16 protein-coding genes and 7 pseudogenes are annotated in these 26,662 nt (G+C 43.5%); 15 read left to right on the forward strand and 8 right to left on the reverse strand.

What is annotated here, in order from left to right:
• Positions 1-265: 265 nt before the first annotated feature.
• Positions 266-1,369, reverse strand: a complete 1,104-nt coding sequence (locus ACOBWA_RS03955) for a PhoH family protein (RefSeq protein WP_179798643.1) — start codon at positions 1,367-1,369, stop codon at positions 266-268.
• A 599-nt stretch (positions 1,370-1,968) separates the two neighbouring features.
• On the opposite strand from ACOBWA_RS03955, the pseudogene ACOBWA_RS03960 reads away from it, so the two are divergent.
• From ACOBWA_RS03960 to ACOBWA_RS03975, 4 genes and pseudogenes are all read left to right on the forward strand, one after another.
• A pseudogene (locus ACOBWA_RS03960) lies at positions 1,969-3,296 on the forward strand (UbiH/UbiF/VisC/COQ6 family ubiquinone biosynthesis hydroxylase).
• 183 nt (positions 3,297-3,479) lie between these two features.
• Entirely contained in the window at positions 3,480-4,745 is a 1,266-nt protein-coding gene (locus tag ACOBWA_RS03965; RefSeq protein ID WP_420230260.1) for an FAD-dependent monooxygenase, read from the forward strand.
• Between the two features lie 37 nt (positions 4,746-4,782).
• Positions 4,783-5,274, forward strand: a complete 492-nt coding sequence (locus ACOBWA_RS03970) for a PIN domain-containing protein (protein ID WP_420230261.1) — start codon at positions 4,783-4,785, stop codon at positions 5,272-5,274.
• A 139-nt stretch (positions 5,275-5,413) separates the two neighbouring features.
• Entirely contained in the window at positions 5,414-6,013 is a 600-nt protein-coding gene (locus tag ACOBWA_RS03975) for a hypothetical protein (RefSeq protein WP_420230262.1), read from the forward strand.
• A 1-nt stretch (position 6,014) separates the two neighbouring features.
• Here ACOBWA_RS03975 and ACOBWA_RS03980 read toward each other — a convergent pair.
• Positions 6,015-6,925, reverse strand: a pseudogene (locus ACOBWA_RS03980) (lysine exporter LysO family protein).
• A gap of 264 nt (positions 6,926-7,189) precedes the next feature.
• On the opposite strand from ACOBWA_RS03980, the gene ACOBWA_RS03985 reads away from it, so the two are divergent.
• The 3 genes from ACOBWA_RS03985 to ACOBWA_RS03995 all read left to right on the forward strand — a co-directional run bounded on the left by ACOBWA_RS03985 (position 7,190) and on the right by ACOBWA_RS03995 (position 11,918).
• Entirely contained in the window at positions 7,190-9,898 is a 2,709-nt protein-coding gene (locus ACOBWA_RS03985) for an alpha/beta fold hydrolase (protein WP_420230263.1), read from the forward strand.
• A gap of 77 nt (positions 9,899-9,975) precedes the next feature.
• Complete coding sequence (locus tag ACOBWA_RS03990; RefSeq protein WP_420230264.1) at positions 9,976-11,094, forward strand: patatin-like phospholipase family protein; 1,119 nt, start codon at positions 9,976-9,978, stop codon at positions 11,092-11,094.
• Positions 11,091-11,918 carry an SDR family NAD(P)-dependent oxidoreductase gene (locus ACOBWA_RS03995; protein ID WP_420230265.1) on the forward strand — a complete coding sequence of 276 codons (828 nt, stop codon included), beginning with the start codon at positions 11,091-11,093 and terminating at the stop codon, positions 11,916-11,918. The genes ACOBWA_RS03990 and ACOBWA_RS03995 overlap by 4 nt, the downstream gene beginning before the upstream one ends.
• A 26-nt stretch (positions 11,919-11,944) precedes the next feature.
• On the opposite strand, the gene ACOBWA_RS04000 is transcribed toward ACOBWA_RS03995, so the two are convergent.
• The 3 genes and pseudogenes from ACOBWA_RS04000 to nadA form a co-directional block, all read right to left on the reverse strand.
• Entirely contained in the window at positions 11,945-12,838 is an 894-nt protein-coding gene (locus tag ACOBWA_RS04000; protein WP_420230266.1) for a phosphatidate cytidylyltransferase, read from the reverse strand.
• A 121-nt stretch (positions 12,839-12,959) separates the two neighbouring features.
• Positions 12,960-14,870 (reverse strand): L-aspartate oxidase, encoded by a 1,911-nt coding sequence (gene nadB / locus ACOBWA_RS04005; protein WP_420230267.1) that lies wholly within the window; start codon positions 14,868-14,870, stop codon positions 12,960-12,962.
• A gap of 70 nt (positions 14,871-14,940) precedes the next feature.
• Positions 14,941-16,079 (reverse strand): annotated as a pseudogene (gene nadA, locus ACOBWA_RS04010) (quinolinate synthase NadA).
• A gap of 359 nt (positions 16,080-16,438) precedes the next feature.
• Between nadA and ACOBWA_RS04015 the strand changes: the two are divergent.
• The 3 genes and pseudogenes from ACOBWA_RS04015 to ACOBWA_RS04025 all read left to right on the forward strand — a co-directional run bounded on the left by ACOBWA_RS04015 (position 16,439) and on the right by ACOBWA_RS04025 (position 19,446).
• Positions 16,439-17,470, forward strand: a complete 1,032-nt coding sequence (locus ACOBWA_RS04015) for an NUDIX hydrolase (protein WP_420230268.1) — start codon at positions 16,439-16,441, stop codon at positions 17,468-17,470.
• A gap of 160 nt (positions 17,471-17,630) precedes the next feature.
• Positions 17,631-18,491, forward strand: a complete 861-nt coding sequence (gene nadC / locus ACOBWA_RS04020) for a carboxylating nicotinate-nucleotide diphosphorylase (protein WP_420230269.1) — start codon at positions 17,631-17,633, stop codon at positions 18,489-18,491.
• A 350-nt stretch (positions 18,492-18,841) separates the two neighbouring features.
• Positions 18,842-19,446 (forward strand): annotated as a pseudogene (locus ACOBWA_RS04025) (MarC family protein).
• Positions 19,447-19,562: 116 nt separating this feature from the next.
• On the opposite strand, the pseudogene ACOBWA_RS04030 reads toward ACOBWA_RS04025, so the two are convergent.
• Positions 19,563-20,164: pseudogene (locus ACOBWA_RS04030) on the reverse strand (LysE/ArgO family amino acid transporter).
• 166 nt (positions 20,165-20,330) lie between these two features.
• Here ACOBWA_RS04030 and ACOBWA_RS04035 point away from each other — a divergent pair.
• The 3 genes from ACOBWA_RS04035 to ACOBWA_RS04045 all read left to right on the forward strand — a co-directional run bounded on the left by ACOBWA_RS04035 (position 20,331) and on the right by ACOBWA_RS04045 (position 22,510).
• Positions 20,331-21,059 carry a hypothetical protein gene (locus ACOBWA_RS04035; protein WP_420230713.1) on the forward strand — a complete coding sequence of 243 codons (729 nt, stop codon included), beginning with the start codon at positions 20,331-20,333 and terminating at the stop codon, positions 21,057-21,059.
• A gap of 280 nt (positions 21,060-21,339) precedes the next feature.
• On the forward strand, positions 21,340-21,918 hold the full coding sequence (locus ACOBWA_RS04040; protein WP_420230270.1) for a hypothetical protein: 579 nt from the start codon (positions 21,340-21,342) through the stop codon (positions 21,916-21,918).
• A 40-nt stretch (positions 21,919-21,958) separates the two neighbouring features.
• On the forward strand, positions 21,959-22,510 hold the full coding sequence (locus ACOBWA_RS04045) for a hypothetical protein (protein WP_420230271.1): 552 nt from the start codon (positions 21,959-21,961) through the stop codon (positions 22,508-22,510).
• Between the two features lie 137 nt (positions 22,511-22,647).
• Here the strand turns inward: ACOBWA_RS04045 and rluB are convergent.
• Positions 22,648-23,573, reverse strand: a pseudogene (gene rluB / locus ACOBWA_RS04050) (23S rRNA pseudouridine(2605) synthase RluB).
• Positions 23,574-23,895: 322 nt separating this feature from the next.
• Here rluB and folD point away from each other — a divergent pair.
• Entirely contained in the window at positions 23,896-24,774 is an 879-nt protein-coding gene (gene folD / locus ACOBWA_RS04055; protein ID WP_420230272.1) for a bifunctional methylenetetrahydrofolate dehydrogenase/methenyltetrahydrofolate cyclohydrolase FolD, read from the forward strand.
• A 194-nt stretch (positions 24,775-24,968) separates the two neighbouring features.
• Complete coding sequence (locus tag ACOBWA_RS04060) at positions 24,969-25,391, forward strand: phosphate-starvation-inducible protein PsiE (RefSeq protein ID WP_420230273.1); 423 nt, start codon at positions 24,969-24,971, stop codon at positions 25,389-25,391.
• 77 nt (positions 25,392-25,468) lie between these two features.
• On the opposite strand, the pseudogene corA reads toward ACOBWA_RS04060, so the two are convergent.
• Positions 25,469-26,622: pseudogene (corA, locus tag ACOBWA_RS04065) on the reverse strand (magnesium/cobalt transporter CorA).
• Positions 26,623-26,662 lie beyond the last annotated feature (40 nt).

Below are 26,662 nucleotides of genomic sequence, written 5' to 3' on the forward strand. Positions count from 1 at the left end.
GGTGATTTATTTGCCAGCTCTTTTAATATAAAAGTAGCTTAATTATTGTCTTTCATTGCTAAATTTTTGGCCAATAAATAGAGGCCAATGTATAGAATGTATAGAGGCTACTATAGCTAAGTTACTGGTAGGCGACTAGTAGTGAAAGAGCTAAATTCAATAAACTGTCGGTAAGAAAAAACCGGACTACTTTTAGTAATCCGGTTTTCTTATGCAAGATAAATGCTTATAGCAAATGACTGTAATTCAGTGATTAGCTTGATTATTACAGATTGGCTGCTGCATTAGCGACAGCTTGTCTACGCTCTTGTTCTTTAATACGTTCAAACTTACGTTTTTCTTCTAAAGCCATTTGCTCTTCATCAAATACGTCATAGGCTTCAACGATTTGTTGTACCAATTGATGTCGTACAACGTCTTTTGAATCAAACTTTGTGATATGAATCTCTTCGATATCTTTTAGAATATCCATTGCTTGTGCCAAGCCTGACTTATGACCCCGTGGCAAATCGACCTGAGTAATATCCCCAGTGATGACGGCTCGTGAGCCAAAGCCCAAGCGGGTCAAAAACATTTTCATCTGTTCAGGCGTGGTATTTTGCGCTTCATCTAGAATGACAAACGAGTTATTCAAAGTACGACCACGCATATAGGCCAGCGGTGCCACTTCGATAATCTGACGCTCAATCATTTTACCGACTTTCTCAAAGCCTATCATCTCATAGAGTGCGTCATATAGCGGGCGTAAGTACGGATCGATTTTTTGGGTCAAATCACCTGGCAAGAAGCCCAACTTTTCGCCAGCTTCTACTGCTGGACGTACTAGCAAAATACGCTCAATCTCATTACGCTCAAGCATATCGACGGCACATGCCACTGCTAGATACGTTTTACCCGTACCAGCTGGCCCAATACCAAACGATACATCAGAGCTCAGGACGTTTTTTACGTAGCGCTGTTGGTTGCCACCACGCGGAACGATGCGGCCTTTACGTGTACGTAAACTGATGGGCGTAAACTCGCTAGCCTCATCCAAATCTTCATCATATTCCATGTCATCGTGATCTTGTTCGTCTTCTTCGATGTCTTCATCACGAGAGAGGCTAGATTGGATGATAAGATGCAGCTCTTCTGCACTGATGTCTTTGGTGTTCTGTGCTTCATCTACCATTTTGTAGATAATACGTTCACCGCGTTCGACATTGGTCACATCGCCACTCAGGCAAAAATCGCCTTGGCGCTGCATGATTTTAATATCGAGGCGTTCTTGGATATATTTCATGTGATTGTTATATTCACCAAGCACGGTTTTTAGCTGTGCTGGGGTCAATGATTCAAACTTTATACGGCGGCTCATGGAATCAGTCAAGCGATTATCCTTTTATTGTGTACCCGCCGCTATGATTTGGTTTTAATTGCGTGACGGGTTGCAGAGATAAAATAGTTAGTGGTATTACAGTTTTTAGGTGATGCAAATATTGTAGATAATAAAAATGACGGCGATATTATTGTTGTTTTTGTGAAAGGTCGTAAATGAAAGTAATGAAAGTCTTGCCTTCATTATGGTAGAGAATTTTTAAATTTCAAGCCATACATCAGATAGATAACGCTGTTTTTGTATGCTGATTGCAACTGCTACAGCGATTTTCTATAGATCGATTCGATGTTGCTATCAGTTCTATATAATTCATCGCTACCCATCGTATGATAGTGCTTTAATAAGATTAAGATATTTGAGTTTTATAAATATAAATCTCATTTACGATAATAGTGGAGAAACGATTTGTCTACGGTTAAGACCACGGCAGAATAGACAATTTGTGGTAATCTATGGGCGTTACCATAGGTTGCTGCAACTCATCTAACCAGAGCAGTAACATGATAAAAATTATAAAATAAAGTCAGTGACGAGCGGCTATCTATCATTAATAAATGGCTTGTCCAAAAAATTATACTAGGAAAATAACAATGCAAGATACTGATTCACATTTATCCAATACTGACAACATACCTAAAAAGTTCGACAGCATCTCTAAAAAGAAAGAAGCGATAACTGACCAGCAAGTGCTTATCGCGGGTGGTGGTCATGTTGGTTTGTCCTTTGCATTGCTATTGGCCCATCACGGTATTGCGAGCACCTTGTTAGAAAAAACAGCTATCCAACCATCAGTCCAACGGATGATAGTACTCGCAGCCATTATTTAGACAGTCGCAATACGGCTTTATCGCGGCGCACGGTACAAATATATCAAGAGATTGGACTGTGGGATGAGTTACAGAGCCATGCCTGCCGTATCGACACTGTACAGATTAGTGAGCAAGGCAGCTTTGGGCGCGCGCAGCTAAATAAAGCAGAAGAGCGCGTTGAGTCATTTGGGCAAGTCATCGAAAACGCTTGGCTGGGTCGTAAGCTTTTATTAGCCGCACAGCAAGCGCCATTAATTACCTTGATAGATAATGCCAATGTGACGACTGTCCAGCAGCAAGCCGATAGTGTGACACTTAGCTTTAATTATAACGATGAAGCCGAAAACGAGCAGCAGCTACAAGCTAGCGTATTAGTCGCTTGTGATGGGCGCGATTCTACAGTACGCCAACTGCTAGATATTAGTACAACTACGTATGACTATCAGCAAACGGCCATCGTCGGCGTAGTAGAGACAGATACGCCACACGAGCATGCAGCGATTGAGCGTTTCAGTCCAGCTGGCCCACTTGCCGTACTCCCACTGACCGATCCAAAGGGTGATAGCAATGATGAGTATCAACAAGGCTACAGACGCTCTGTGGTGTGGGTATGCCCAACAGGTGAAGAAACCAGATACTTAGAAGACGACGCCCATTTCTTGCAGACGCTACAACAAGCTTTCGGTCAACGCGCTGGCAAGTTCACAACTGCAGGTCGCCGCGGCGCCTATCCATTGACCCGCGTACTAGCAGATAAGCAGGTAGAAGGGCGCTGCGTCATTATGGGCAATGCTGCTCACACCTTACACCCTGTCGCTGGTCAAGGGTTTAATCTCTGTATGCGAGATGCGCATGTGCTGGCACAAATGCTAAATGCACAAGTGCTCAAAGGCGCAGATATCGGTGATGCACAGCTATTAAAGCGTTATGAAAAAGCACGTCAAACTGACCAGAAGCGAGTGATTCGTTTTTGTGATGCGGTGGTACATGGCTTCACGCATCCTAACCCAGCGATTAAGCTGGCACGAAATATGGCGCTATTGGCCTTCGATAAATTGCCGAATATCAAGCCATTAGTCGCCACTTATGCGATGGGTCTAAAATCATAGCGCTATAGTTAATCTTCTTTAAAAGAGTGACAGCGTTAACCTCGCTTGAAGTATTGCCTATACATCTGCACTCGGTTGCCTTGTCTCTCTTTTAAACTGAATCAACTAACTGTAATTAAGATTGATAATAAGCATTCTAATATTGAGCAATGTTGAGAGACACCTTATGAAAAAAACCATACGTTGATCATCGGTAGCGGTATCGTTGGGGCAACGCTTGCTCTAAAGTTGGCACAAGCAAAAATGTTAGTGACGTTGATTGATGCCCGTCCTGAGCGCGATGAGTCAGCTTGGCAACATGTACTTAGCAAACGTGATGCACGTGTCTATGCACTCAGTATGGCTAGTATTAATTTGCTTAAAGATATTGGCGCTTGGCAACATATTGCCGCCTCTAAACGCAAAGCAGACTACTCGCAAATGCAGGTATGGCAGCTCAATGGGATGGGTGAGCTATTATTTGGCGAAAGTGAAGATAGCGGCGCTGAGGATAATAGCAGTAAAAATTATGAGCCTATATTATTAGGTAGTATGGTTGAGCCTGCTGTTATCGAGCACGCATTATGGCAACGCTTGCATGAAGCTGATGTCAGTGACTATCTGACCCTTATCGCTGGTCATAAAGTTATTGATATGGATTGGCTAGGGGCGCAGCAAGGCTACCGTGTAACTCTAGACAATGGCGAGGCGATTGATACACGTCTATTAGTTGGCGCTGATGGGCGCGGTTCATTTGTCCGTCAGCAAGCAGGGATTGGCGTAGATACGTTAGATTATAATCAAACCGCAATTTGCTGTGCGATTCAGACTGAGAAACCGCATCAGGCAACTGCACGTCAAGCCATGCTACCGACGGGTACACTGGCACTATTGCCATTAGCAGATATAACCGATGCTGATAAGACAAATCCGCAGCATTGGCAGTCGATCGTATGGACATTGCCGCGCAATCAAGCATTGGCATTGATAGAGGAAGAAGATCGTTTTATCGCTGATAAGTTAGCAGCTGCTAGCAATTACGAGCTGGGTGCGATTAATCAGATTGAGTCTATCGCTAGTTTTCCATTAGCGGCACAGCAAGCGAAAAGCTACGTGGTTGATAACTTGGTGCTGATCGGTGACGCTGCTCATGGCGTACATCCGCTGGCAGGTCAAGGACTGAACCTCGGTATGCTCGACGTGACAGTATTATGTGAGCAGCTAACGCATGACTTTACACGTAGTGGCGGTACGCTTTGGGGCAGCAATCAAACGCTACGTCATTATGAGCGTTCGCGTCGTCCGCATAATAGCCTAATGATGCATAGCTTTTCTGCGCTTAACTGGTTATTTGCAGGGTCGCTTGCCCAAATGCGTCCTGTGCAGCAAATTCGTAATGAAGGCATGTACCGCGTTGGTAAAATCAAGCCATTGATGCGCTTATTTGCTAAGCAGGCGAGTGGGGTATAAGTAATCGTAACTTTTATTAAATGATAAGAATATTTTGATGAAGCATATTTTAATTGATTATGAAAACATTCAGCCTAAAAGCTTCGATAATGTAGAGGTGGATAAATGCCATGTATGGCTGTTTTTGGGTATCAATCAGCAGAAGAGTTTACCTCTTGAATTGGTTGAAAACTTGCTCAGGTTTGATAATGAAAATGTGCACATTATTAAGATGCAACATGCAGGGAAGAATGCGCTAGATTTTTACTTGTCTTTTTATCTTGGCAAAATCTCTGAAATTGACCCTAGTGCTGATGTTTGTATTTTAGCAAGAGATAGTGGTTATGATATCTTGGTTGAGCATCTCAATAGTGCTTATGATGGTATGAACATCATGCGGTTAGAAAATGCTAATCAGCTAACTGTGGCTTACGAGTCAAACATAGAAAGTGCATCAGATATAAAAAAAGCCAACTTGTCATCGAAGATAGTCATCATGTTTTGTGTGATGACGTTACTAGCGTTGCCATGGACAATAAGAAATCTTTAGCGCAAAGCCTTGAAGGAAGCGTTCCCAAATCGGTTATACATGAGTGTTACGTGTTGGTTTTTGATAGCATTGTCAATCGTAAGGTTTTTTACCGAGCTATAAATCCAACCTATTGTACTCGATAAAGAAGTACGTTCCAGTGACAGCACTAGAGAGATTTAATAGTACTGAGCAAGACTATATTTTTGAACAGGTTTTTGATAAGTTTATTAAATTAGGTCTTATTAGGCACGATCAAAACGAAGAGAAACTAAGTTATAAAGTAGACAGTCAAGGAGTATTAGATTTAGTCACTGATCAAGTTTTACGAAGTAAGGCAAAAGAAATTGATGGATTGAATAATGTGATAAAGCAAAAACTTGCAAGTTATCGCCAAGCAAATAGTCAAGATCAAATTGATTTAGTTATAAATTACCTCAAAAAGAAGGAAATAATAAAACAGGATAACAAAGCTATCTATTACTCACCTTTCAATAATGTCAAAGGAAATTCGAGTAAAGTTTCACAAGATGATAATAAGAATAGTAAAGACTCTGCTACAACATATCAACGTGCAATAGCACAGCTAAAAAGTAGACCAGCAGGTACTCGACCATCCAAAAAGTCAAGTTTAATAAACTATCTTAAAAGCCATTTACGCAATGAAGACTCTAAAACCATCGATAAGCTAGTTAAACAGATGGTTAGTAATAAAATAATCGTAATATCAAATACGAATAAGCTGATCTACAAAATATAGCTTAGCCAAGCGCCGAAAAGAACACCATCAGTACTGGCGAGACAATGTTAATCAAAAAGCCAAAGCTAATCGCTAGTGGCACGACTTTTAGACCACCTGACTGCTGAATGATAGGCAAGGTAAAGTCTAAACTGGTCGCGCCGCCAAGCCCAACCGCAGCGGAGGGGTATTTGCGCATAAATACCGGAATAAAGATTAACGCAAAGAACTCGCGTACCAAGTCATTAAACAACGCGACACTACCCCAAACCGCGCCATAAGCATCGGTCATGACAATCGCTGATAGCGAGTACCAACCAAACCCTGACGATAGTGCTAAGCCTTTCGTCCATGACACATCAGTAAATAGTAGTGCAAAGATAAGCCCACCCGCCAATACCGCTAGCGTAAAGATGACACTCATTTCTACGCCGCGTTTATTCAGTAGTACTTCTTTTAAGGTGATGCCCGATCCTTTTAAGCCTATACCGACCAGTAAAATCAAAATCATCAGCATGACAGTCATAGAGTTTTCAGGCGGCATATAATCAGCAGGCAAGAAATAGCCAATCACCATCCCGATCACCACACAAACCACTTGCGCCAAGCTACCTCGAATGCTCACCCGATGCTCTTTAGATTTTACGCTTGGTTTTTGGCATGCCACGGGCGCAGATGATCGAACAACATCAGCCCAAATAAACCTGAACCAATCGTCAGTATCGATAATACAGTGACATATAAGGCAATTTCACCCAACTGATTACCTAGACCTTCTACCTGAGACAGCTCAATACCGATCAACGCTAGGATAATAAATACCAAGTATGATAGACCTTTGTCGGCCAATTTTGTCATAGTAGGGTTAGACGGAATGGCAAAGCCAATAAACATTGGCATTAATACCAGAACAAGGGTGACTAGGCTTTCCATGATAAAGGGCTCGCAGCATTTTTAATAAGGCGTTTTTAAGAAGCTGAAGATTGTACCATATAAGGTTAATAGTATTGATATGAGCCACTGAGATTCATTGTAAATCATCGCTCATTGTTGGCTAAACTGGAAAAACTGGACGATTATAATGATGTTAATAAATATCTTTTTCAAAATGTTTGAACGTTTTTGAGCGCTTTGTAATTCTTTACCTTACAAACTTTTGTTGCTACATTAAAGTACTGAAAATATTTGGCTAGACTCATGTCGCTATATCAGCTCAAAACTCAGTTTCAAAATCAACTACGCCCGATAAGTAATACGCTGGTTGAGCAAAATATTACCGCTAACCAAGTGACGGTATCCGCTGTTTTATTAAGTATCGGTACTGCTTATGTGATTGCCAAACCAGCGGCTGAACAGCAGCGGCTGTGGCTTTTATTACCATCATCATTGTTTGTACGTATGGCACTCAATGCCATCGATGGCATGATGGCGCGTGAGCATGGACAGGCATCAAGGCTAGGAGCCGTGTTAAACGAGGTAGGTGATATGGTTGCCGATACGGCGCTATTGGCGAGCCTGGCGCCTCATATTCTGACCCATCATATCAATGATAAAGAACAGCAAACGTTAATAGTTAATTTGCCAACGAATATATCAACTTCTCAGCATCATATCACTGCTCTGATTGCCCTTAGTGTTGGCACCGAGCTGTTAGGTGTTACTAGTAATGCCATGTTAGGTGTTCGTGCTAACCAAGGGCCTTTGGGCAAAAGCGATCGTGCCTTCTTATTAGGTATGCTTGGTGCGTTTATGGGTATTAGAGCCAAAGCGCCAGTAGCTATTAAAACGCAGACGTCTTCGCCTGCCGTCAGAATAGGTCAATTATTTATACTAACAGAGATAATGCTACTAAAGACCTGTCTCAATCGACTACGTTATATGACAGAGTTATACTTGAGGCGTAACCCACCTCAGCTGCGATCCGTACTGGGTGAGTCAACAAACAACTCACTATCTCTTACTGTTGTTTTGCCAAATACTTCTACTGATAACGCTCGCCCATTGGAGTTCAAAGAAATGCCAACCACAACCGTTGATAGTCAAAAATTCGAAGAACAGGCCAGTGTTGGTTTTGATTTACCTGCATCTGAAACCATCAATGGTGAAAGCTGTTATAACGCTTACGACGGCACAGCTATTTATTATCGCTATTGGCTAACAAAGCCTTTAGAAGACATGAAAAAATTAGCTATCAAGCAAGCCAACCAACCGTTGCGCCAAGTTATCTTATTACACCGAGGGCATGAGCATTCCGGACGATTGGTAGAGCTAGGAGAGCAGTTTGCAACAGCTGGCTATCAAGTGTTTGCTTGGGATGCGCGCGGCAATGGGCGCTCAGGGGGTATCAAAGATCATGCTGATAGCGTTACCGAGCTTGAGCGAGATTTAGAGGGTTTTGTACAACTGGTGATTGGGCAAACAGGCATTGCTATCGAAGATACACTGATTGTCGCTAGCAGTATCGGCGCAGTGTTGGCAGCAGCATGGGTACACGATTATGCGCCTAATATTCGCGGGATGATACTTGGCACGCCTGCGCTCAGTATTCGCTTGTATTTGCCCTTTGCCATACCATCACTGAAGGTAGCACGTACGCTAGGTCTGATGTCACGTGTCAGCAGCTATGTTAAAGCACAAGTACTGACCCATGATAAAGACGCGCAGCAAGCTTATAATGCCGATCCATTGATATCGAATAGTATCTCGACTGATTTACTCATTGATACCCATGCAACGGGTCAGCGTCTACTCGATGATGCTGGTGCTATCACCGTACCGACGTTCGTCTTATGTGCGGGCAAGGATTATGTGGTCGATAAACAGGCTGAGCGCACATTTTATGAAGCGATTAACACACCGATCAAACGCTGGCAGTTGTATCCAGACAGCTACCATGCAATCTTTCATGAGACCAATAAAGCCGATGTCTTTGCCGACTGTATTGAGTTTGCTGAGCAAATATTTAGCACACAAGTACAAGTCCCTGATCTAAGTACGGCTCACTTGAACAGTGCCAGTAAGGATAAAGTGGATCGTTTAGCGATTAAACCATTCAATCCAAACTTTGCGATTACCCGTTTTGCGATGCAAAAATTTGGTCATGTTAGCGATGCGATTGCGACAGGGCTTGAGCATGGATTTGATTCAGGTCATTCACTGGATCATGTCTATTACAATAAGCCTAGCGGTCAGAATAAGTTTGGACAGGCGGTCGATAAGTTTTATTTAAATAATATCGGCTGGCAAGGTATTCGTATTCGCCGTGAGCACATATTGGAGTTGGCACGCGTAGCACTTGCAGATATCAAAGATAAAAACCAAAGCAGCAATAAACCATACCAACCAAAACTGTTAGATATCGCTAGTGGACATGGTTTTTATGCGTTTGATCTGCTGACAGAGTTTACAGAATTACATGCTGAATTACGTGATTATGAGATGCATAATATACAGGCATTGCAAGCAAAGGCGGAGCGTTTGGCCGTGAGTAATCGAGTAATGACCAGTCAAAAGGATGCCTTTGATCCTGCCAGTTATATCGATGCACATACGAATGACACTAGCGCCGATACTAAAAAATTAGATCTTGCTATTGCTTCAGGGTTGTTTGAATTGTTCTCTGATAATGCGCTACCAGCGACAGCTTTGGCAGGTATTTATGACAGTTTAAAATCGGGCGGTTATCTGATTTATACCAACCAACCGTGGCACCCTGAACAGGAGTTTATCAGTAAAACACTAAATAATCACCGTGGTAGTAGTTGGGTAATGCGTTGTCGTTCGCAAGCAGAGATGGATCAACTGGTTGAGCGTGCAGGCTTTAGGAAAATCACGATGCGTATCGATCGCTTTGGGATATTTACTGTTTCGTTAGCGATTAAAACTGTACCAGCTGATAATGAGTAACAGATGAACAATGAGCAGGTTAAACCTTATGAGCGTGTTCAGCTGTTTTCAGGGGAGGGTCACGTTTTGGTTACTATTTGGGCAGTTATGCAGCACTAGCAGCGCATGATTTGACGCCAGACATTATCGTTGGTACTTGCGGTGGTAGTTTGTCTGCTTACTTAGTACAATTTGCGCCTGACCCCAAGGATTTGCAAGCGTTGATATGTAGTCGTGAGTTATATCGCGTCATCACAGCCATCAGACATGTCGCGCCAGATGAAGCCAATAAACGTCTAAAGCTGCGTTATATGACCCATGCACTTAAGCGTTGGCGGTTATCAAAGCAAAAGGATAATGGACAAAGACAACGTCAAGCAGACAGCTACGAGCGACTGTTAAGTGAGTTGCAGCAGTTAGCGATGTTTCGTATCGATAACGAGCAGTACTGGCTAGATGAGCTGTCGCAGTTTGCTGCTAGTGATAGTGGTAGCGCTGCTGGTAAAACAACGCCAGAGATAGCTATCATTGCCAGTCGATTGTATCAAGCACCTGCTGATGGCTTATGTAATAAAAAACCTGTACTGCAAGAGTTGTTATTCGCGCCGCCGTGCTTAGCAAATTTACCAAATTCTGCATCAGGTCTGGCTGACGAACAAATAACGTCACCAGCGCATATATTTGCAAACGGACGCATACACCCGTCTGTAAAAGTACAAACACAATGGGATTTTGCCCCAGTGATTCGCGCGTCTATGGCTGACATGTACTATCTACCGCCAACACATATCACAGAGCTTGGCTGGTGTTTAGGAGGTGTGATTAATCTCACACCGATTGAGTTGGCCTGTCAGTTGGGTGATAGCGTATTTGCAGAGACTAAGGCAGGTTATGACCCATGGCTGGCTGCTCCCGCGATTCAGCGCGTCTTTGGTTTTGATCCCAATGAGCGCTTGGCAGCAGTACACAGTTATCAACCAGTCAGTGTGTCGGCGCTCACTGAAACCATTAATAAAAACCGTCAGCTACATTGGTTACCATTTGCCGATAATGAACAGCAGTTAGCAGGTCAAAATGTGCAAAAGCGGTTTAACCTAAAGCAAATGACTGTTGAGCTAATACACAGCGACTATGACGGTTTTGTGCAGCAAATGCAGGCGCAATGGCAATATGGCTATCAGCGTACGGTCAACTATATACAGCAACATAAATTATGAAAAACATCGCAAAAGGTATCACTAGAAACCATGCGCCGCATATCATTATCGTTGGTGGTACGAGTGGCCTTGGCTTAGGATTGGCGTTGCATCATCAGACGCTTGGCTGGCAAGTCAGCGTTGTTGGAAGTAGCATAGAAAAGATAGCTGATATCAACAGCCAGCATCCTGCTATCGTGACTTATGTGTGTGATTTAACTGACTCAAGTCAAACGCAGACGCTATTAGACAATTTATCAAGTATTCCATTTCAAAGGCTGATCTATAGTGCGGGTAGCTATACCAATGAGCGTATCCATCACCTAAATCAAGCAGATAGCGACCAAATGCTAGCGATCAATTTGCAGGCGTTTGAGCAAGTTTTTAGATGGGCAAGCAGTCAGTTAAAGCAGCAATTAAAACAGTCATGTCAGGCATTAGATGTGACTGGAAGTGAGAGACCTAGCCTTATTTGTATTGCCTCTATCGCAGGTACGATGGATTACCCTTATGCCAGCCTCTATGCAAAAAGCAAGCGCGCAATGATTGTTACGGCTAGTGCTTATCGAGCGGCACTTGTACCTTGTGATATCCAAGTGAACTGTATTGCTTCAGGCTATATCGATACCCAAGCATTACGTGATTTAAACGATGGCGATGCTAGCCATAAGCCATTTATCATGAGCACAAAGACAGCGGTTCATCATATTATGCAAGCGATTGACGATGATGTAGAAATAGCCATATTTCCACGCTCGATGCGCTATATCACAAGTGCCTTAAATCATTTGCCTAAGCCTGTGCTCAATTGGATATTGCGCAGTAAACTAGATAAAGCCAAATAATATGTCTATCAATACTTTGACTAGGTTTAACCAAGTAGCCAATAGAGTAGGGTAAATACTGGCACTCCAATTAGCAAACTGTCTATCCGATCTAATACCCCACCATGACCAGCGAGCATCGTTCCGGTGTCTTTTACCCCGTGCTGGCGCTTAAAGGCTGATTCTAATAAGTCTCCAAATATACCGCTTACAGCCAAGCCATAGGCAGCTAATAGACAGACCCACCAATCAAAAGGAGTGAGCCAAAGACCTAATACCGCTGCCAAGATTGCCGCAACTAAACTACCAAAGACAGCACCTTCAATGCTTTTATTCGGGCTAATAGTCGGCGCTAGACCTCGTTTAAACAGCTTACGTCCAAGCAGTCTCCCACATAGATATTGGACAATATCGTTGAACTGACTGGCAAATAATACGAAGAGTAAAACGCCATATTGTTCGCGTTGCCAGGTCAATTGCTGTAAGGCTACAAGGCTAATGATGAGTGAGATGAATACAATACTCAGTAGCAGGTCTAAGTAATTAAGCCGCGTATAGTGTTGAGTCGAGTTGAGAGAGGTCTTCGGTAGTAGAAAAGTACTTGGCTGTACGCCTTGCGCTTGGAGTTTATGAATGAGCACGGCTTTACTGCGCAAACACCATAGACGTTTAATCTCGTAGCTACCGCGTAGACCAATTAATATAAAAAATAAAATGAGCAGCCATTGATAGGCATATACTTGCGAATAAGAACCTTGCGTATCGTTCGTTATTTTTGCAATCACATAGCAAGTGCAGAGCGCGGCTAGCATCAACCACCACGAGCGGGCTATCAGGTAGATTTTTGGCAAACGTTTGCGCAGACGAGGTACGGCAAGTACACTCCAAGCCAAACTGACAATTATCATCAGGGCAATCACAAACACAATATCAGAAGTCATACCGTGGATACTCAAAGAAAAGGTAATATTTTAAGCCTATCCATAATGATAGCTTAAATGCCTCTTTAACTATAGTGTTAGATATCGCCCTTAATGGGTTTGGCTATTATCTGTCGTACGCTTAAATATGGTCAGTAACAGGTATCGGACAACACTCATTTTCTATAATGTGAGAAAATGAGCTAAGCGTAGTTTTTCTTAATGGCAGAATGATACTGGTTAAAGGCGTTTCAGCTAAGTTAGGATAATCCTCACGGTAATGCCCACCGCGACTCTCAAAACGCTGATAAGCCGATTGAACAATCATCGTTGCTAACGCTAATTGCCTCGCCAATTGAAAAATGACAAGCTCACTGTAAGTAGTAGGGGCTTTACTGCTCATATCAGATAGCATGGTTTTATTATATTCGATTGACTCTTGCCACTGCTCAATTTGTCGCAATGCTTGCTCTAATTTTTCATTGCTACGTGTGATGCCCATATTGGCTGTCAAAAGAGCTTTCAATGCTATAGTTATCTCTGCAATATCTACGTCAGAATGCAACGCCTTATCGACCTTATAAGTTGGATACGATGACTGCTTGGAAGATGCCAAGATGACAAATTGAGTATTTTTTAGTGTCGGAGATTGCCAAATATCGGCAGCTAACTGATGCAGTCCATAATAGGCAGTCGTATATGGCTGTGCCATTTTTTCTAAAGCTTCAGCCGTTTTCTTTAAAGCTTCTAAGTTTTTTAAGCGTTCCAATTTTTTTAGATAACAAGGCAAATTAGCGGCGATGTTGCGACCAACCACCACACACTCCAACAATGAATTACTTGCTAAACGGTTGGCTCCATGTAGTCCTGTATAAGCAACTTCACCTGCTGCATACAGCCCTGCAATGTCGGTCAAACCATTGGCGCAAGTCACCACGCCGCCACAACTATAATGGGCAGTCGGAGCGACCGGAATAGGGTCTGTGGTCATATCGATGCCGAGTGCTAGCAGCGTCTGATAAATCTGCGGGAAATGTGCCTGTATAAATGCGGCTGGCAAGTGACTGACATCAAGATGCACGTAGCCAAGTCCGTTACTACTAATCTGATTGGCTATTGCCCGAGCGACGATATCGCGTGGCGCCAACTCAGCGCGCTTATCAACGTCTAACATAAAGCGCGTACCAGTCTGTGGACAATAGAGTCGTCCACCTTCACCGCGTAACGCTTCAGATATCAAAAAACTACTGTCATCTAATGCCAGACCCGTTGGGTGAAATTGAATAAATTCTAAATTTGCTAAGCGGCAGCCTGCCTGCCATGCCATCATGACGCCATCACCAACACAGACATTAGGCGCGCTGGCACGCTTGAATAGTTGACCTAAGCCACCACTAGCGAGTACGACAGCTGAACTATAAATGGTGAGTTGGCGCTCATTGATATGATCAAAGACCAGCGCCCCTCGGCAATATTTAATCTCGCTATCGTTCATGCTAAAAGAAGAGTCACCAATCATAGGTGAAGTTAGTAACTCTAATGCTTCATGATAAGGCAAGATAGTGATATTGGCCGCAGTCTGTGCTTTGATAGTTAATGCGTCCATCACGTGTCGACCCGTTGCATCATCCGCATGAGCCACACGTCTACAGCCATGACCGCCTTCTTTAGTCAAGTGTAAGTCACTGGTTTTTAAGACTGCAAAATCAGATGCATTATCATTTTCTTTAGTTAAAGTGGTTTGAGTAAATGGCACACCTTGCTCACATAACCACTGTACCGCCTGCTGTCCTGCACCCAAAATACTGGCAGTATTGTCAGGTGTGCAAAGTCCTGCACCAGCCACTAAGGTATCAGCAACATGCTCAGACACAGAGTCATTTTTGTCTAAGCTGGCAGCAATACCACCTTGAGCATAGTGACTTGAGCAAACCTCAAGTGCCGCTTTGCTTAAAACAGTGATATTCAGCGATTTTGGCAGAGATAGCGCGGTGCTCAAACCTGCCAGACCAGCCCCAATGATAAGAACATCAGTTTTTATAATATTACTCATATCACTGTTGCCTCTGTTATTTATATAACTAGTGGTGCTGGAACGATCAACTGAATGCGACTGACTCATGCTAGGCTGCCCCAACGTTAGCGAACAGTGTACGGTCTTTTACTATGTCGCCACTGGCGGCTACACGTTGCTTTTGTGCTTCAGCAAAATCAAGCATCCGTTGTAATGGTTTTTTGCTGCAGTCGCCAGCTCAGGTGTCATTAGCACTTCACCGCTTTGATTGGTTAAGCACTGCTCAATACCTTTTAGACCGTTCATGGCCATCCAAGGACAAAACGCGCAGCTCTTACAGCTTGCACTCTCACCAGCAGTTGGTGCGGCCAAGAATCGCTTGTTTGGTGAGCGTTTTTGCATCTCGTGCAATATGCCTAAATCAGTAGCGACGATAAAGGTATCAGCATCCATCTCGTACGTTGATTGCAAAAGCTTGCTAGTCGAGCCGACAACATCGGCTAGTTCAACCACGCTATCAGGTGACTCAGGATGCACCAAGACTTTGGCCTCTGGATGTTCCTCTTTTAATTGCATTAGCTCAGTGGCTTTAAATTCGTTATGTACCAAGCAAGACCCTTGCCACAGCAGCATATCTGCACCAGTCTCACGAGCGATGTATTTGCCTAAATGACGGTCAGGGCCCCAAATAATTGGCTCACCTTGGGCATGTAAATGACGGACGATGTCGATACCGACAGATGAGGTGACCACCCAATCAGCTCTCGCTTTTACTGCGGCGCTGGTATTGGCGTAGACGACCACAGTACGTTCAGGATGGGCATCACAAAATGCTGAAAACTCGTCAGCAGGACAGCCTAAATCGAGCGAGCATTCGGCTTCTAAATCTGGCATGAGGACGGTCTTTTCCATGCTCAATATTTTTGCCGATTCACCCATGAAGCGCACACCAGCGACAACCAAAGTCTGAGCGCTATGAGCTTGTCCAAACCGAGCCATTTCAAGTGAGTCACCGACGCAGCCACCGGTTGCCAATGCCAAGTCTTGGATAAAAGGGTCGACATAGTAGTGTGCTACCAGTACGGCATTATTCTCTTTTAGTAGCTTCTTGATATTTTCTTCGACTACGATGCGTTCAGCGCGAGGCAAGTCTGCTGGCATTTTAGCCTTGGCGTATTCAATGTTCATCTGAGTGGCGATGCGATTGTCCGTACTCATGATAGGTGCGTCGTAAGGATATTTTTTCATAATGGCAGCCTTTTTTGGTGCAATAACGATAAATGTATGTGCTAAAAATGTGGGAATTGGACATAACAAATCTATAAGTTGTCTTAATTATGCTCATTTTGAGCATAATTACAAGTGGTTTTTATACTCAATAAGTCAAAAGATTGGTTTTTAGTGCCCAAAATGACGTGCAGTTAAGCCGTGCTGAGCTTGGAAATGATGCTAATTCATGCCTCTTATGACTATTTATCGTTATTGATTTTTCATACTTACAACCACAGACTATGATAGTTTTAGATTCGAGCTATACTAAGTCATACCATAGCTATTAACCCCAGTAGCCTTTCACATTTCAGAGAAAAAGGATAATTCCCAAAGCCATGACGTTGTCTTATTCACATGCGCACCAGCAAGGTAGCGGCACGACAGAAGTGGTCGCCGTATTGGTTGCTATCACCGATCATATCGCGCGCGTTCTAACCGTTGACCAAGGTAAGCTGTTGCCAAATGGGCCACTTATGCCGCTACATCGCTCGCTACAAGCGGGCGTACGTCAGTGGGTAGAAGAGCAAACGCAGCAACCGCTTGGATATTTAGAGCAGTTATATACCTTTGTCGATACCAATAGACGCAACATAGACGGTCATGCGTTGGTGTATGTGAGTTATTTGGGTTTGGTGCAAGAGACGCAAACGCAGGTACTCCAAAGCAAAGCACTCTGGCGAGATTGGTATGATTACTTCCCATGGGAAAATCATTTGGACGGTATGCCCAGCATCATTATGGACTTTATCGTGCCAGCACTACTCGAATGGGCCAATACTGCCCACGGCCCGATTGTCCAACAGCGCAGGCGTCAGCGCATTTGCTTATGTTGGGGGCTGGACGAAGCGTTTTTAGCAAGTGGTAAATTGACAGACAGCCAATCAGTCAACGAACACGATAATGAAAGTAGAGGATGGATTGCAGAGCATGTATTACTACGCTATGAGATGCTTTATGAAGCAGGTCTGATACCCGAAGCCCCTAATTATCCGCCCAACTATCAGGCTGTTGCTTTGCCAGAAGACTGGTCACAACGCATAGGTGTACCGATGTATTACGATCACCGTCGCGTGATCGCTACTGCTATCTCAAGACTGCGCGCGAAGATTGAATATAGACCGCTTATTTTTGGTTTGATGCCAGACGTCTTTACCTTATCGCAGTTGCAGCAGAGTGTTGAGGCGTTATCAGGAGTGCGTTTGCACAAGCAAAACTTTCGTCGATTGCTTGATTCGCAAAATCTAGTGATGGAGACAGGAGAGAGTAGTACTGCTCAGCGCGGTCGTCCTGCCAAGTTATATCGCTTCCGCCATGATATCGAGCTACAGAGTTTACTGATGGATAGCAAACTTCCTAAGCGCAAATAGTCATGTCAAGCCAGTCCGTTGTATCTCTAAATCGGTTTGTAAGACGAAAAATTTGCCACCTTTCCTTGCAGGGTCGCTAACTTTACGCTATATTTATGCTCATTTTGAGTTTAAATGACGAGCAGTTTCTATCAATATCATGCCTAGATAAGGGTCAAAGATGACAATTGAAAAAGAGCCAGCATTGGATGACGTATTGCTCAAGCCATTGGTTGAGAATGCACTAACTGAAGATTTGGGTAGGCGTGGTGATGTAACGTCACAAGCTACTATCCCAGCAGATATGCAAGCGCAGCTACAGATCAAGGCGCGGCAAGCAGGCGTTATATGCGGTATCGATTTGGCATGTTTGTCTTTTGCCTTAGTCGATACGCAAATTGAGTTTATTGCACAAGTACAGGATGGCGAAACAGTAGAGGCTGGCGCAGTGTTAGCGACGGTAAAAGGTAACGCGCGTCACCTGTTGACAGCAGAACGCACGGCACTGAACTTTATGACCCATCTTAGCGGTATTGCGACAGCGACCCGTCAAATTGTCGATAGTGTGGCGCAATATCCTGCGCAAATTACTTGTACACGCAAGACCATTCCAGGCTTACGTATTGTACAAAAATACGCCGTACGCTGCGGCGGCGGACGTAATCATCGCTTGGGATTAGATGATGCGATTTTAATTAAAGACAATCATATCGCTATTGCTGGTGACATCAAAACGGCCATTCAGCAAGCACAGAAATTTGCTGGGCATCTGATTCCTATTGAGGTCGAAGTCGATACGCTAGAGCAATTAGAGCAAGCGCTCGATGCAGGTGTGAGTTTAGTGCTATTAGACAACATGTCGCCTGAAACATTGTCGCAAGCGGTTACTATGTGTAAGGGTCGCGCAAAGACTGAAGCCTCAGGTGGTATTACGCCTGAAACAGTACAAGCGGCGGCAAGTACAGGGGTTGATTTTATCGCGATGGGTTATTTGACGCACAGTACGACTGCTTTAGATATTGGGTTAGATTTTAGTGCATAAGTGCAGGCGTAATAAAGGCTAATAGCGTTATATACGCTTGATTTTATGACAAGGGCTATCACCGAGTTAATAGAATGGCAATTTATACTGACAGCTTGTACTGATAATCGGTTAAATGCTTGTTTTTACACTGAAACTTTACTAAGGTGACATGTAGGCATAACGGCGCAAAGTTAATGATTTTATTAGCTTATCTGCCTATGTTAGAATATAAGCTACAATGTCGTTTTTAACTGCCTATTGGGTCATCGTTGCACTTGCACGATGGCCTTATCTTTTTGCACCAGTGGTATCAATAGACAAGTGAGCGCTCAGTGAATACTGAAATTATCAAGATAATCCTAGCCTTCATGGTATTGATCAATCCCTTCAGCGCATTGACGTTGTTTTTGGATTTGACTCGCGGCTATTCGATGAACAATCGACGTAAAGTCGCGCGCGTTGCTTGTCTGACTATTTTTATCACCATCAGCTTTTTACGCTTGCAGGTGAGACGCTCCTAAAAACCCTTGGTATTTCTATTGGATCGTTCCAATTGGCTGGCGGTATCTTGGTGTTTTTAATTGCCCTAAATATGATGAATGGAGAGGGTAACCCTGTTAAACCTGATCAAGAGAACTTCGATGTTGATCATGTGAAAGATGCACCAGTCTCGATGGCGGCTGCCGTGGTTCCCCTCGCGATTCCGATGATGATTGGGCCTGGTGGTATCTCCACGGTTATTATTTATTCTTCACAAGTATCAGGTATTTTGCAGGTATCTGCCATTTTGATTGCTGGCTTATTTATCAGTCTGTTTTGCTATTTGGCATTGATGGCGGCAGGTCGTATCAGTCGCTTACTAGGCGATACTGGCTTGAACATCATGAGCCGAATCATGGGTATGCTATTGGCAGCCGTTTCTATCGAGATTATCGTTAATGGACTGCGTACGCTCTTTCCTAGCTTGATGTAAATGATCAATACAATATTATCGCTAACCATATATATTTATACAGTGGTTAGCGGATATCGACGTCATTCAGTTTATTCAACAATCAGCTTATTTATCATTTCTCAGTCATACTTCTATCAGCTTTGATACAAATGCCAAGCCAGATACAGCATCAGTAACCCCACCAAAGCATCCAGTATATTCCATGCCTTAGGCTTCTCGAATAGAGGCCTGAGTAATCGCGCACCATACCCAAGCGCAAAGAAGAAAAAGAACGAAGCGCTAATTGCACCTGCGGCAAACGTCAATTTACTGCTTGCACCCGTAGAAACCATACCGACGAGTACCAATGTATCTAGATAGACGTGCGGGTTTAGCCAAGTAAAGCCAAAGCATAGTAACAAAGCTTTTTCAAGCTACTCACGACTTGCCCTTCGACAGTCATTGCATGTGATTTTCTAATGCTGGCATATAGGCTCTGCAAGCCGTAAATTAGCAAAAATAGTGCGCCTGCCAGTCTGGCTATGTCGACAGCATGTGGATAACGAGCCGTTACAGCACCAAAACCAGCGACACCCGCCGAAATTAGTAGTGCATCGCTCACTGCGCAAAACAGGCAGATAAAAAAGATATGTTCACGTTTGATGCCTTGTTTGAGTACAAAGGCATTTTGGGAGCCAATCGCTAAGATAAGTGAGAGGCCGAGTAGGAAACCAGAAATATAATCGGGAGCATTCATAGTACGGTGCTTAACGGTTGGCGTGTAGGAATGGTGACATTTTGATTACTGGCAGGCCAGCAAAAACCTGCTAAGATACGCTATTGAATGAATGTATGCAATATGAGCACAATGTGAGTGTAATAAACGAGGGGCAGAGCAAGTCATGGTAGTCAGTTTGACAAGAATGCTACAGTCATTTGGGCAAGCTCAAGATGACCTACCGACATTGGCAGCAAGGAATGCTCAGGAGATGAGTGTCAATCATGAACAGGATGCGGCTGCCAATAGTGATAGCAATCATGCAGTACAAAAGCGTTCTACACTGACTCCGCCTGAACGTGTAAACCGTATATGTGATGCGTTGGCACAAGTCAGTGATAGCCAATCATCCACACCCTTGACCGATCGCTATCTGAGTAATCGTGCTCAAATGCGCCCAACCAATAGACCGCCTTTTGACCCAGATACTTTGTGGTATCTCAAACATGGACGTTGTCCGATTATGACTGAGCTTGTTGATGTGGTCGATGAAACCACCCTAAATGCCATGCCTATCGAAGCCGTTGCGATATTAGATCGTATCAACGGTAAGCTAAAGCGTTATCGTGAGTGGAGTAGTGAGCTAAACGAACAGCAACAGCAGCAACATAATGAGCGTCAGTTCGTCATCGACAAGCTAGTATCCGAAAGTATCCCTGAGGCATTGCATCATTATGAGCAGCTACAACGCTTCAGTCCGCATCGCACCAAAAATAACATGGTGCAGGGCAAGATGACGGCCGGTGATATGCTGACAGATTTGTTTTTAGAGATTGACTATGAGCTTGACGAACTATTGGATGAATTGCATCAGACAGTTTTGAACCGCCTTGCCTCAACCCACCGTTATGTTAAGAGCCGTACGCAAAGTTAAATGTTCTTTGATGATGTTTTTTTGAACACTTGCAAAGGTTAAGTATTATCAAAAGACAAAATCGACCCGGTGCATAACAATATAGGGCTTTAATAGAGCCTTATTTTTTTGTTTAATGATATCAACCATAAGAAATCAGCCACGACATTCTGATAAGTAATAAGGACAATATAATGACCCAAATGACTGCGATGTTCGTAATGTTTGTTCTGTATGGGCTGTTGCCAGCGGCTGGATTATATCTAGGTTACCGTGGCATTAAAAAGTCACAGCACCCAAAATGCTCGAATATAAGGCGATGCCGCAACTGGGTTATATACCTGAAAAAAGCCTACCCGTCGAAGTCAAAACTGCTCTGGAGCAAATTAACACAAAAGGCGAAAAGCTGCGTGTCATGTATGGCGATACCAATAATGATGGCAAAATTGATGACAAAGACACTGTCAATGAAACTTATATTATGATTCAAAACCTAATGGATAGGCATGTACCACAAGCAGTCGCTGACTATCGCCGCTTGCATGATTTAGATGTGGCAGACAGTGCAATCGCTGACACTACCAAAATTAAACATTCTAATGTCACGGGCAAAGAAGCCTTGTTAGATGTGCTTAAGACAATTAACATACAGTTCGATGACCTGCTCAACGCGTCATATCATCAAGACGGTCAAAAACTACTTGCAACCAATCGCTATCTCCAAAAACGTTTTGATAACCCTGCTAATAACACAGATATTCAAAAGCCCGATAGCAATGTCAGTCGTAATATCAGTAGTGATGCGAGCAGTTATGTAAATATCCAAGCGATTGAAAGCCCAACTGGTGAAAATGTGAGCGCTAAAGATATTAAGCTATAAATACAAAGTTGAATGGTGAAAGGGTAAAGAGCAAGCGTATATGAGTATCTTAATAGGCATCGGTATTGTAACGACCGTCACTACCTTTTACTTAGGTAGAAAAGGCTGGCAGGCTTTTCATAAAGCCGTCGGTATCTCACCTGGCGTACTCACTTATCAGGATTACGATGTACCCTTGTCATTAGCCACATTAAGTTTGCAGCAGTTAACGTTAAATAAACAGCACTTAAAAACGTTTTCTGAGCAGAAATTGCGCCAGTTAAAACGTATCGATGAAAAAGTAAGCAGCTATCACGCTTATCAAGCAGCCCTACAAACTCAACATAAGACACCGGCGATAACAGAAGCGCAGTTTGTATTAAATAAAATGCTGCAAACACGGTTACCCGAAATGCTAGCTACTCATTACCAATTAACAAATATAAATGCCAATAATGAGAATAACGAAAAGAGGCTAGAGGCTAGTAAGTTATTGCAGAGTGTTTTAGATAGCATCGAACAGCGTTTAGATAGACTACTGGCACAAATAGACGAGGAGCAGCTACAAGAGCTGCGAGTCATGAAACACTATATTAATAGTCACGATAGCTGAGCCGCTATATCTATACTGAGCGACTGTAAGGCCTGTAAAAAGACACAAAAAGCGGTCAATGACTATTCATCATTGACCGCTTTTTCATGCTTCTCCTAAATCTATCAAAGATTTAGGGTAATGTTAAACCAAATCAACTAGCGCTTATCATTGCGATCACGGGTGTTACGTGTACCACGGCTGGCAGGGCTAGCACTACTTTTAGGTTTCGCGCTGCTGTTGCGGTTATCGTTACGAGTGTCAGTGCGACGCGCTTTAAGCGGCTTGTTTCTGATACGTTCTTGTTTTTCTTTGGCTGCGCCATGTAGACCCGTGCCATAACGTGGACGCAAGCTGACCAAATCCGTCAACGTGTTGATTTCTTTTTATCAAGCTCTAAGAAACGACCAGTACGTAGCTCTTTTGGTAGAACAATCGTGCCATAGCGTGTACGTAGTAGACGACTAACTTTTAGACCTTGTGACTCAAACAAACGACGTACTTCGCGGTTACGGCCTTCTTTTAGCTGGACGTGATACCACTTGTTGACGCCTTCGCCGCCGCCTTCTTTGATGTCTTCAAATTTTGCAAGGCCATCTTCTAGCATGACGCCAGCGGTCAATGCACGGGCGATATCAGGCGTTACTTCACCCAATACACGTACCGCATATTCCCGAGTAACTTCACCAGATGGATGCATCAAGCGATGCGCCATTTCACCATCGTTAGTAAATAACAATAGGCCAGTTGAGTTAATGTCCAAGCGTCCAACCATTACCCAGCGGTCATGAGTCAGCTTTGGCAAACGTTCAAAGACAGTTGGGCGACCTTCTGGATCTTTAGCAGAGCAAACTTCGCCTTCAGGCTTGTAGTAAGCGATAACACGGCGACGCTTCTCATTTTCAGAAGTGTATTTGATTTGACGGCCATCAACGCGAATCTCATCACCTTGCGAGACGCGATCACCGATGGTCGCAGGACCGTTATTAACCGTTACGCGGCCAGATTTGATGACTTCTTCCATTTGACGGCGTGAACCAAGTCCCATACGGGCGAGTGCTTTCTGTAATTTTTCGTCTTTCATCATAATATCCTTGAGTCGGTGGGTTTACATTTCTCAATGTAAAAAATTGGATTGACTATTCTACGCTATTTTAACAAATTTAGCACGTAAACCAATACCTTACTGGTTAATGATGTATTCACCCATAAATACGTAATACTATTTAATTGACTTATTATGAAAATTTATCAGTGCGCAGGCTTTATCTTACGCTAGGATTTTGTAGCGTACACAGGTACAATATTACTCTTAGTCAAAGATTGACGAACCAAAGGACAGGCATGCAAAGTATTTGCGCGCGCTGTCTTTATTTTTTTATATCGTACCCTCTATTGGAGTTACTATGTCTACTGCCCAAGAATCCGCTACCGTTTTGGACGGCAAAGCACTTGCCAAACAAATAGAACAGGATCTGCGCACGCGCGTAGATACGATTAAGGAAAAGACTGGCCGCACCCCAAGCTTAGCGACAATATTGGTTGGTGACGATCCAGCCTCTGCCACTTATGTTCGTATGAAAGGCAACGCCTGTAAGCGTGTTGGCATGGACTCTATACGCGTTGAGATGCCGAGTGCCACGACCACTGAGCAGCTCATGGCAAAAATAGATGAGTTAAATAGCAATCCAGATGTACACGGCATTTTGCTACAGCATCCGGTTCCTGAGCATATTGATGAGCGTGCTTGTTTTGAGCAGATTGACTTAGCAAAAGACGTCGATGGCGTGACTTGTCTTGGTTTTGGTCGTATGGCGATGCAGCAGTCAGCTTATGGCTCATGCACACCGCAGGGCATTATGCATTTGTTAGAGCATTATAATATCGAGCTATCAGGTAAAGAAGCCGTAGTCGTAGGGCGTAGTGCTATCTTAGGTAAGCCAATGGCGATGATGCTATTGAATGCCAACTGTACAGTGACTATCTGCCATTCAAGAACTCAAGATTTGGCAGCACATATCAAGCGTGCAGATATCGTGGCTGGTGCCGTAGGCGTACCTGAGCTTATTAAAGCGGAGTGGATCAAATCAGGAGCGGTTGTCATTGACGCAGGTTTCCATCCGACAGATGATGGCGGTGTTGGTGATATCGAAATGCAAGGCATGGAAAACATTGCCAGTGCTTATACGCCAGTACCAGGCGGCGTTGGCCCAATGACTATCAACACGCTTATTCGCCAAACGGTCGATGCTGCTGAAAAATCAGCGGGTTTGAATAACGGCTAAAAAGATAGTCATACGAATACTGATTGCCGATACATAAGGGGCCTGAGGTAACATAAACTCAGGCTAAATCAACCACATTTCAGTTGATAGGACCTAAACATGGCTAAAAAAACGTAGGTGTTCATGAGCGACTACAAGGTATTGGTAGAGAGTTTGTCGATGTCTGTCATTACGTTATTTTATTTCTAATCAGTGTGGTTGTTGTTTGGACCGCAGGTAAAGAGTTTATTTATATTGTCCAAAAGGGTTCAGCGGATCTAAAAGACATATTAATGTTATTTATTTACCTTGAGCTACTGGCTATGATAGGTATTTACTTTAAAACCCACCGACTGCCAGTACAGTTTTTGATATTTATTGCCATAACAGCATTGTCACGACATTTGGTGGTTGATGTGCAGGCGGTTTCAGACTATTTCCATTTATGGCTGCTAGCGACAATTTCCGTGGCCATCATGCTACTGAGCGGCTCTATTGTAATCCTGACTTGGACGGCCAAAACATTTGGTCGCCCAGAGGATAATCTTGATAAGCAGCATGCAAATCTAACGGTTAAAGCACTGTTGCCTGATAATGCTCAAGCGCCCGATAGCCATACCAAGCATCGCCGTGAATAGTTAGATAGTAATATAAAAAGATAGCAACATAAAAAGAGCGACTAGCGGTTGCTCTTTTTTATGCCTGGCGTTTGGTATTACAACCATTTCAATCTTTTGAAGTTATAGTACAGATAGCTACATAAGGTGATAATAATGACCATTATGACAAGGTAAGAGTATTTCCAATGCAGCTCAGGCATAAAGTCAAAGTTCATGCCATAAATGCCAGCGATAGCTGTCGGCACTGCCAGAATACCTGCCCATGCAGCGAGCTTACGCACGACTTCATTCTGACCCATATTGACCATCGCCATATAGGTGTTCATCACCACGCTCAGCATTTCATTAAGACCATTAATAGCATCTAGGGAGTGCAATAGGTGATCGTTAACATCGCGAAAGTAAGGCTTAGCGGCTTGAGAAAATCCAGAGATAATCTCACTTTTTTATGATTGATAAAAAAGCTACAGATGTCTTGCACAGGTAAGATGATGGCGCGCATATGTACCAGTTGCGATTTAAGCTCGTAAAGATTTTTTAGCGTGCCTTTATCAAACTCAGAGGTAAATACATAGCGTTCTTGCTCGCGCAAGTAACGGCCCAATCGATCGGTAATCGGCATATAGTTATCAACGATAAAATCGAGGATAGCATGCAGTACAAAGATAGGGCCCATGCGTAACTTCTCAGGACGACGATGACAATGCTCACGTACTGGCGCATAAGAGTTTGACGGACCATTGCGAATCGTAATGAGGTAGTTTTTACCCATAAATATCGCAGTAGTACCATAACGAATGACATTGTCTTCTAGCTTGGCCGTACGTAGCACCACAAAGACCATGTCATTATCGTAGTTTTCGACTTTGGCACGTTGATGATCAGCAAAGGCATCCTCAATCGCTAGCTCATGCAGGTCAAAGGCTTCCTTTACTTTGACCATGGTTTCTAAGCTTGGATCATATAGCCCAAGCCAAATAAATTGACCGTTGTTCCCTAGCGTACGACTCACATCATTGAGCGCCACTCTATTAAGGTTCTCACCTGTTTTACGTGAGTAAGCGTAGCAATTGACCACTTCGCCTGCACTTGATGAGTCAATATCTTCATAGCGTTCAGAGTCAGGATCGTAGACCGTCATGGTCTCGATAGTGTCTTCAGTAGTGGCGTCCACATCACCATAGATATAGCTATCATCATCGTCCGAATAGAGATGCTTGTCACTCATATTGGCATAGATATGATTCATACTGGAATCAGGCGCAATATGAGCCGTTTTTTTAATCAAT

This window comes from Psychrobacter sp. ER1 (assembly GCF_048631835.1).
Lineage (GTDB): Bacteria > Pseudomonadota > Gammaproteobacteria > Pseudomonadales > Moraxellaceae > Psychrobacter.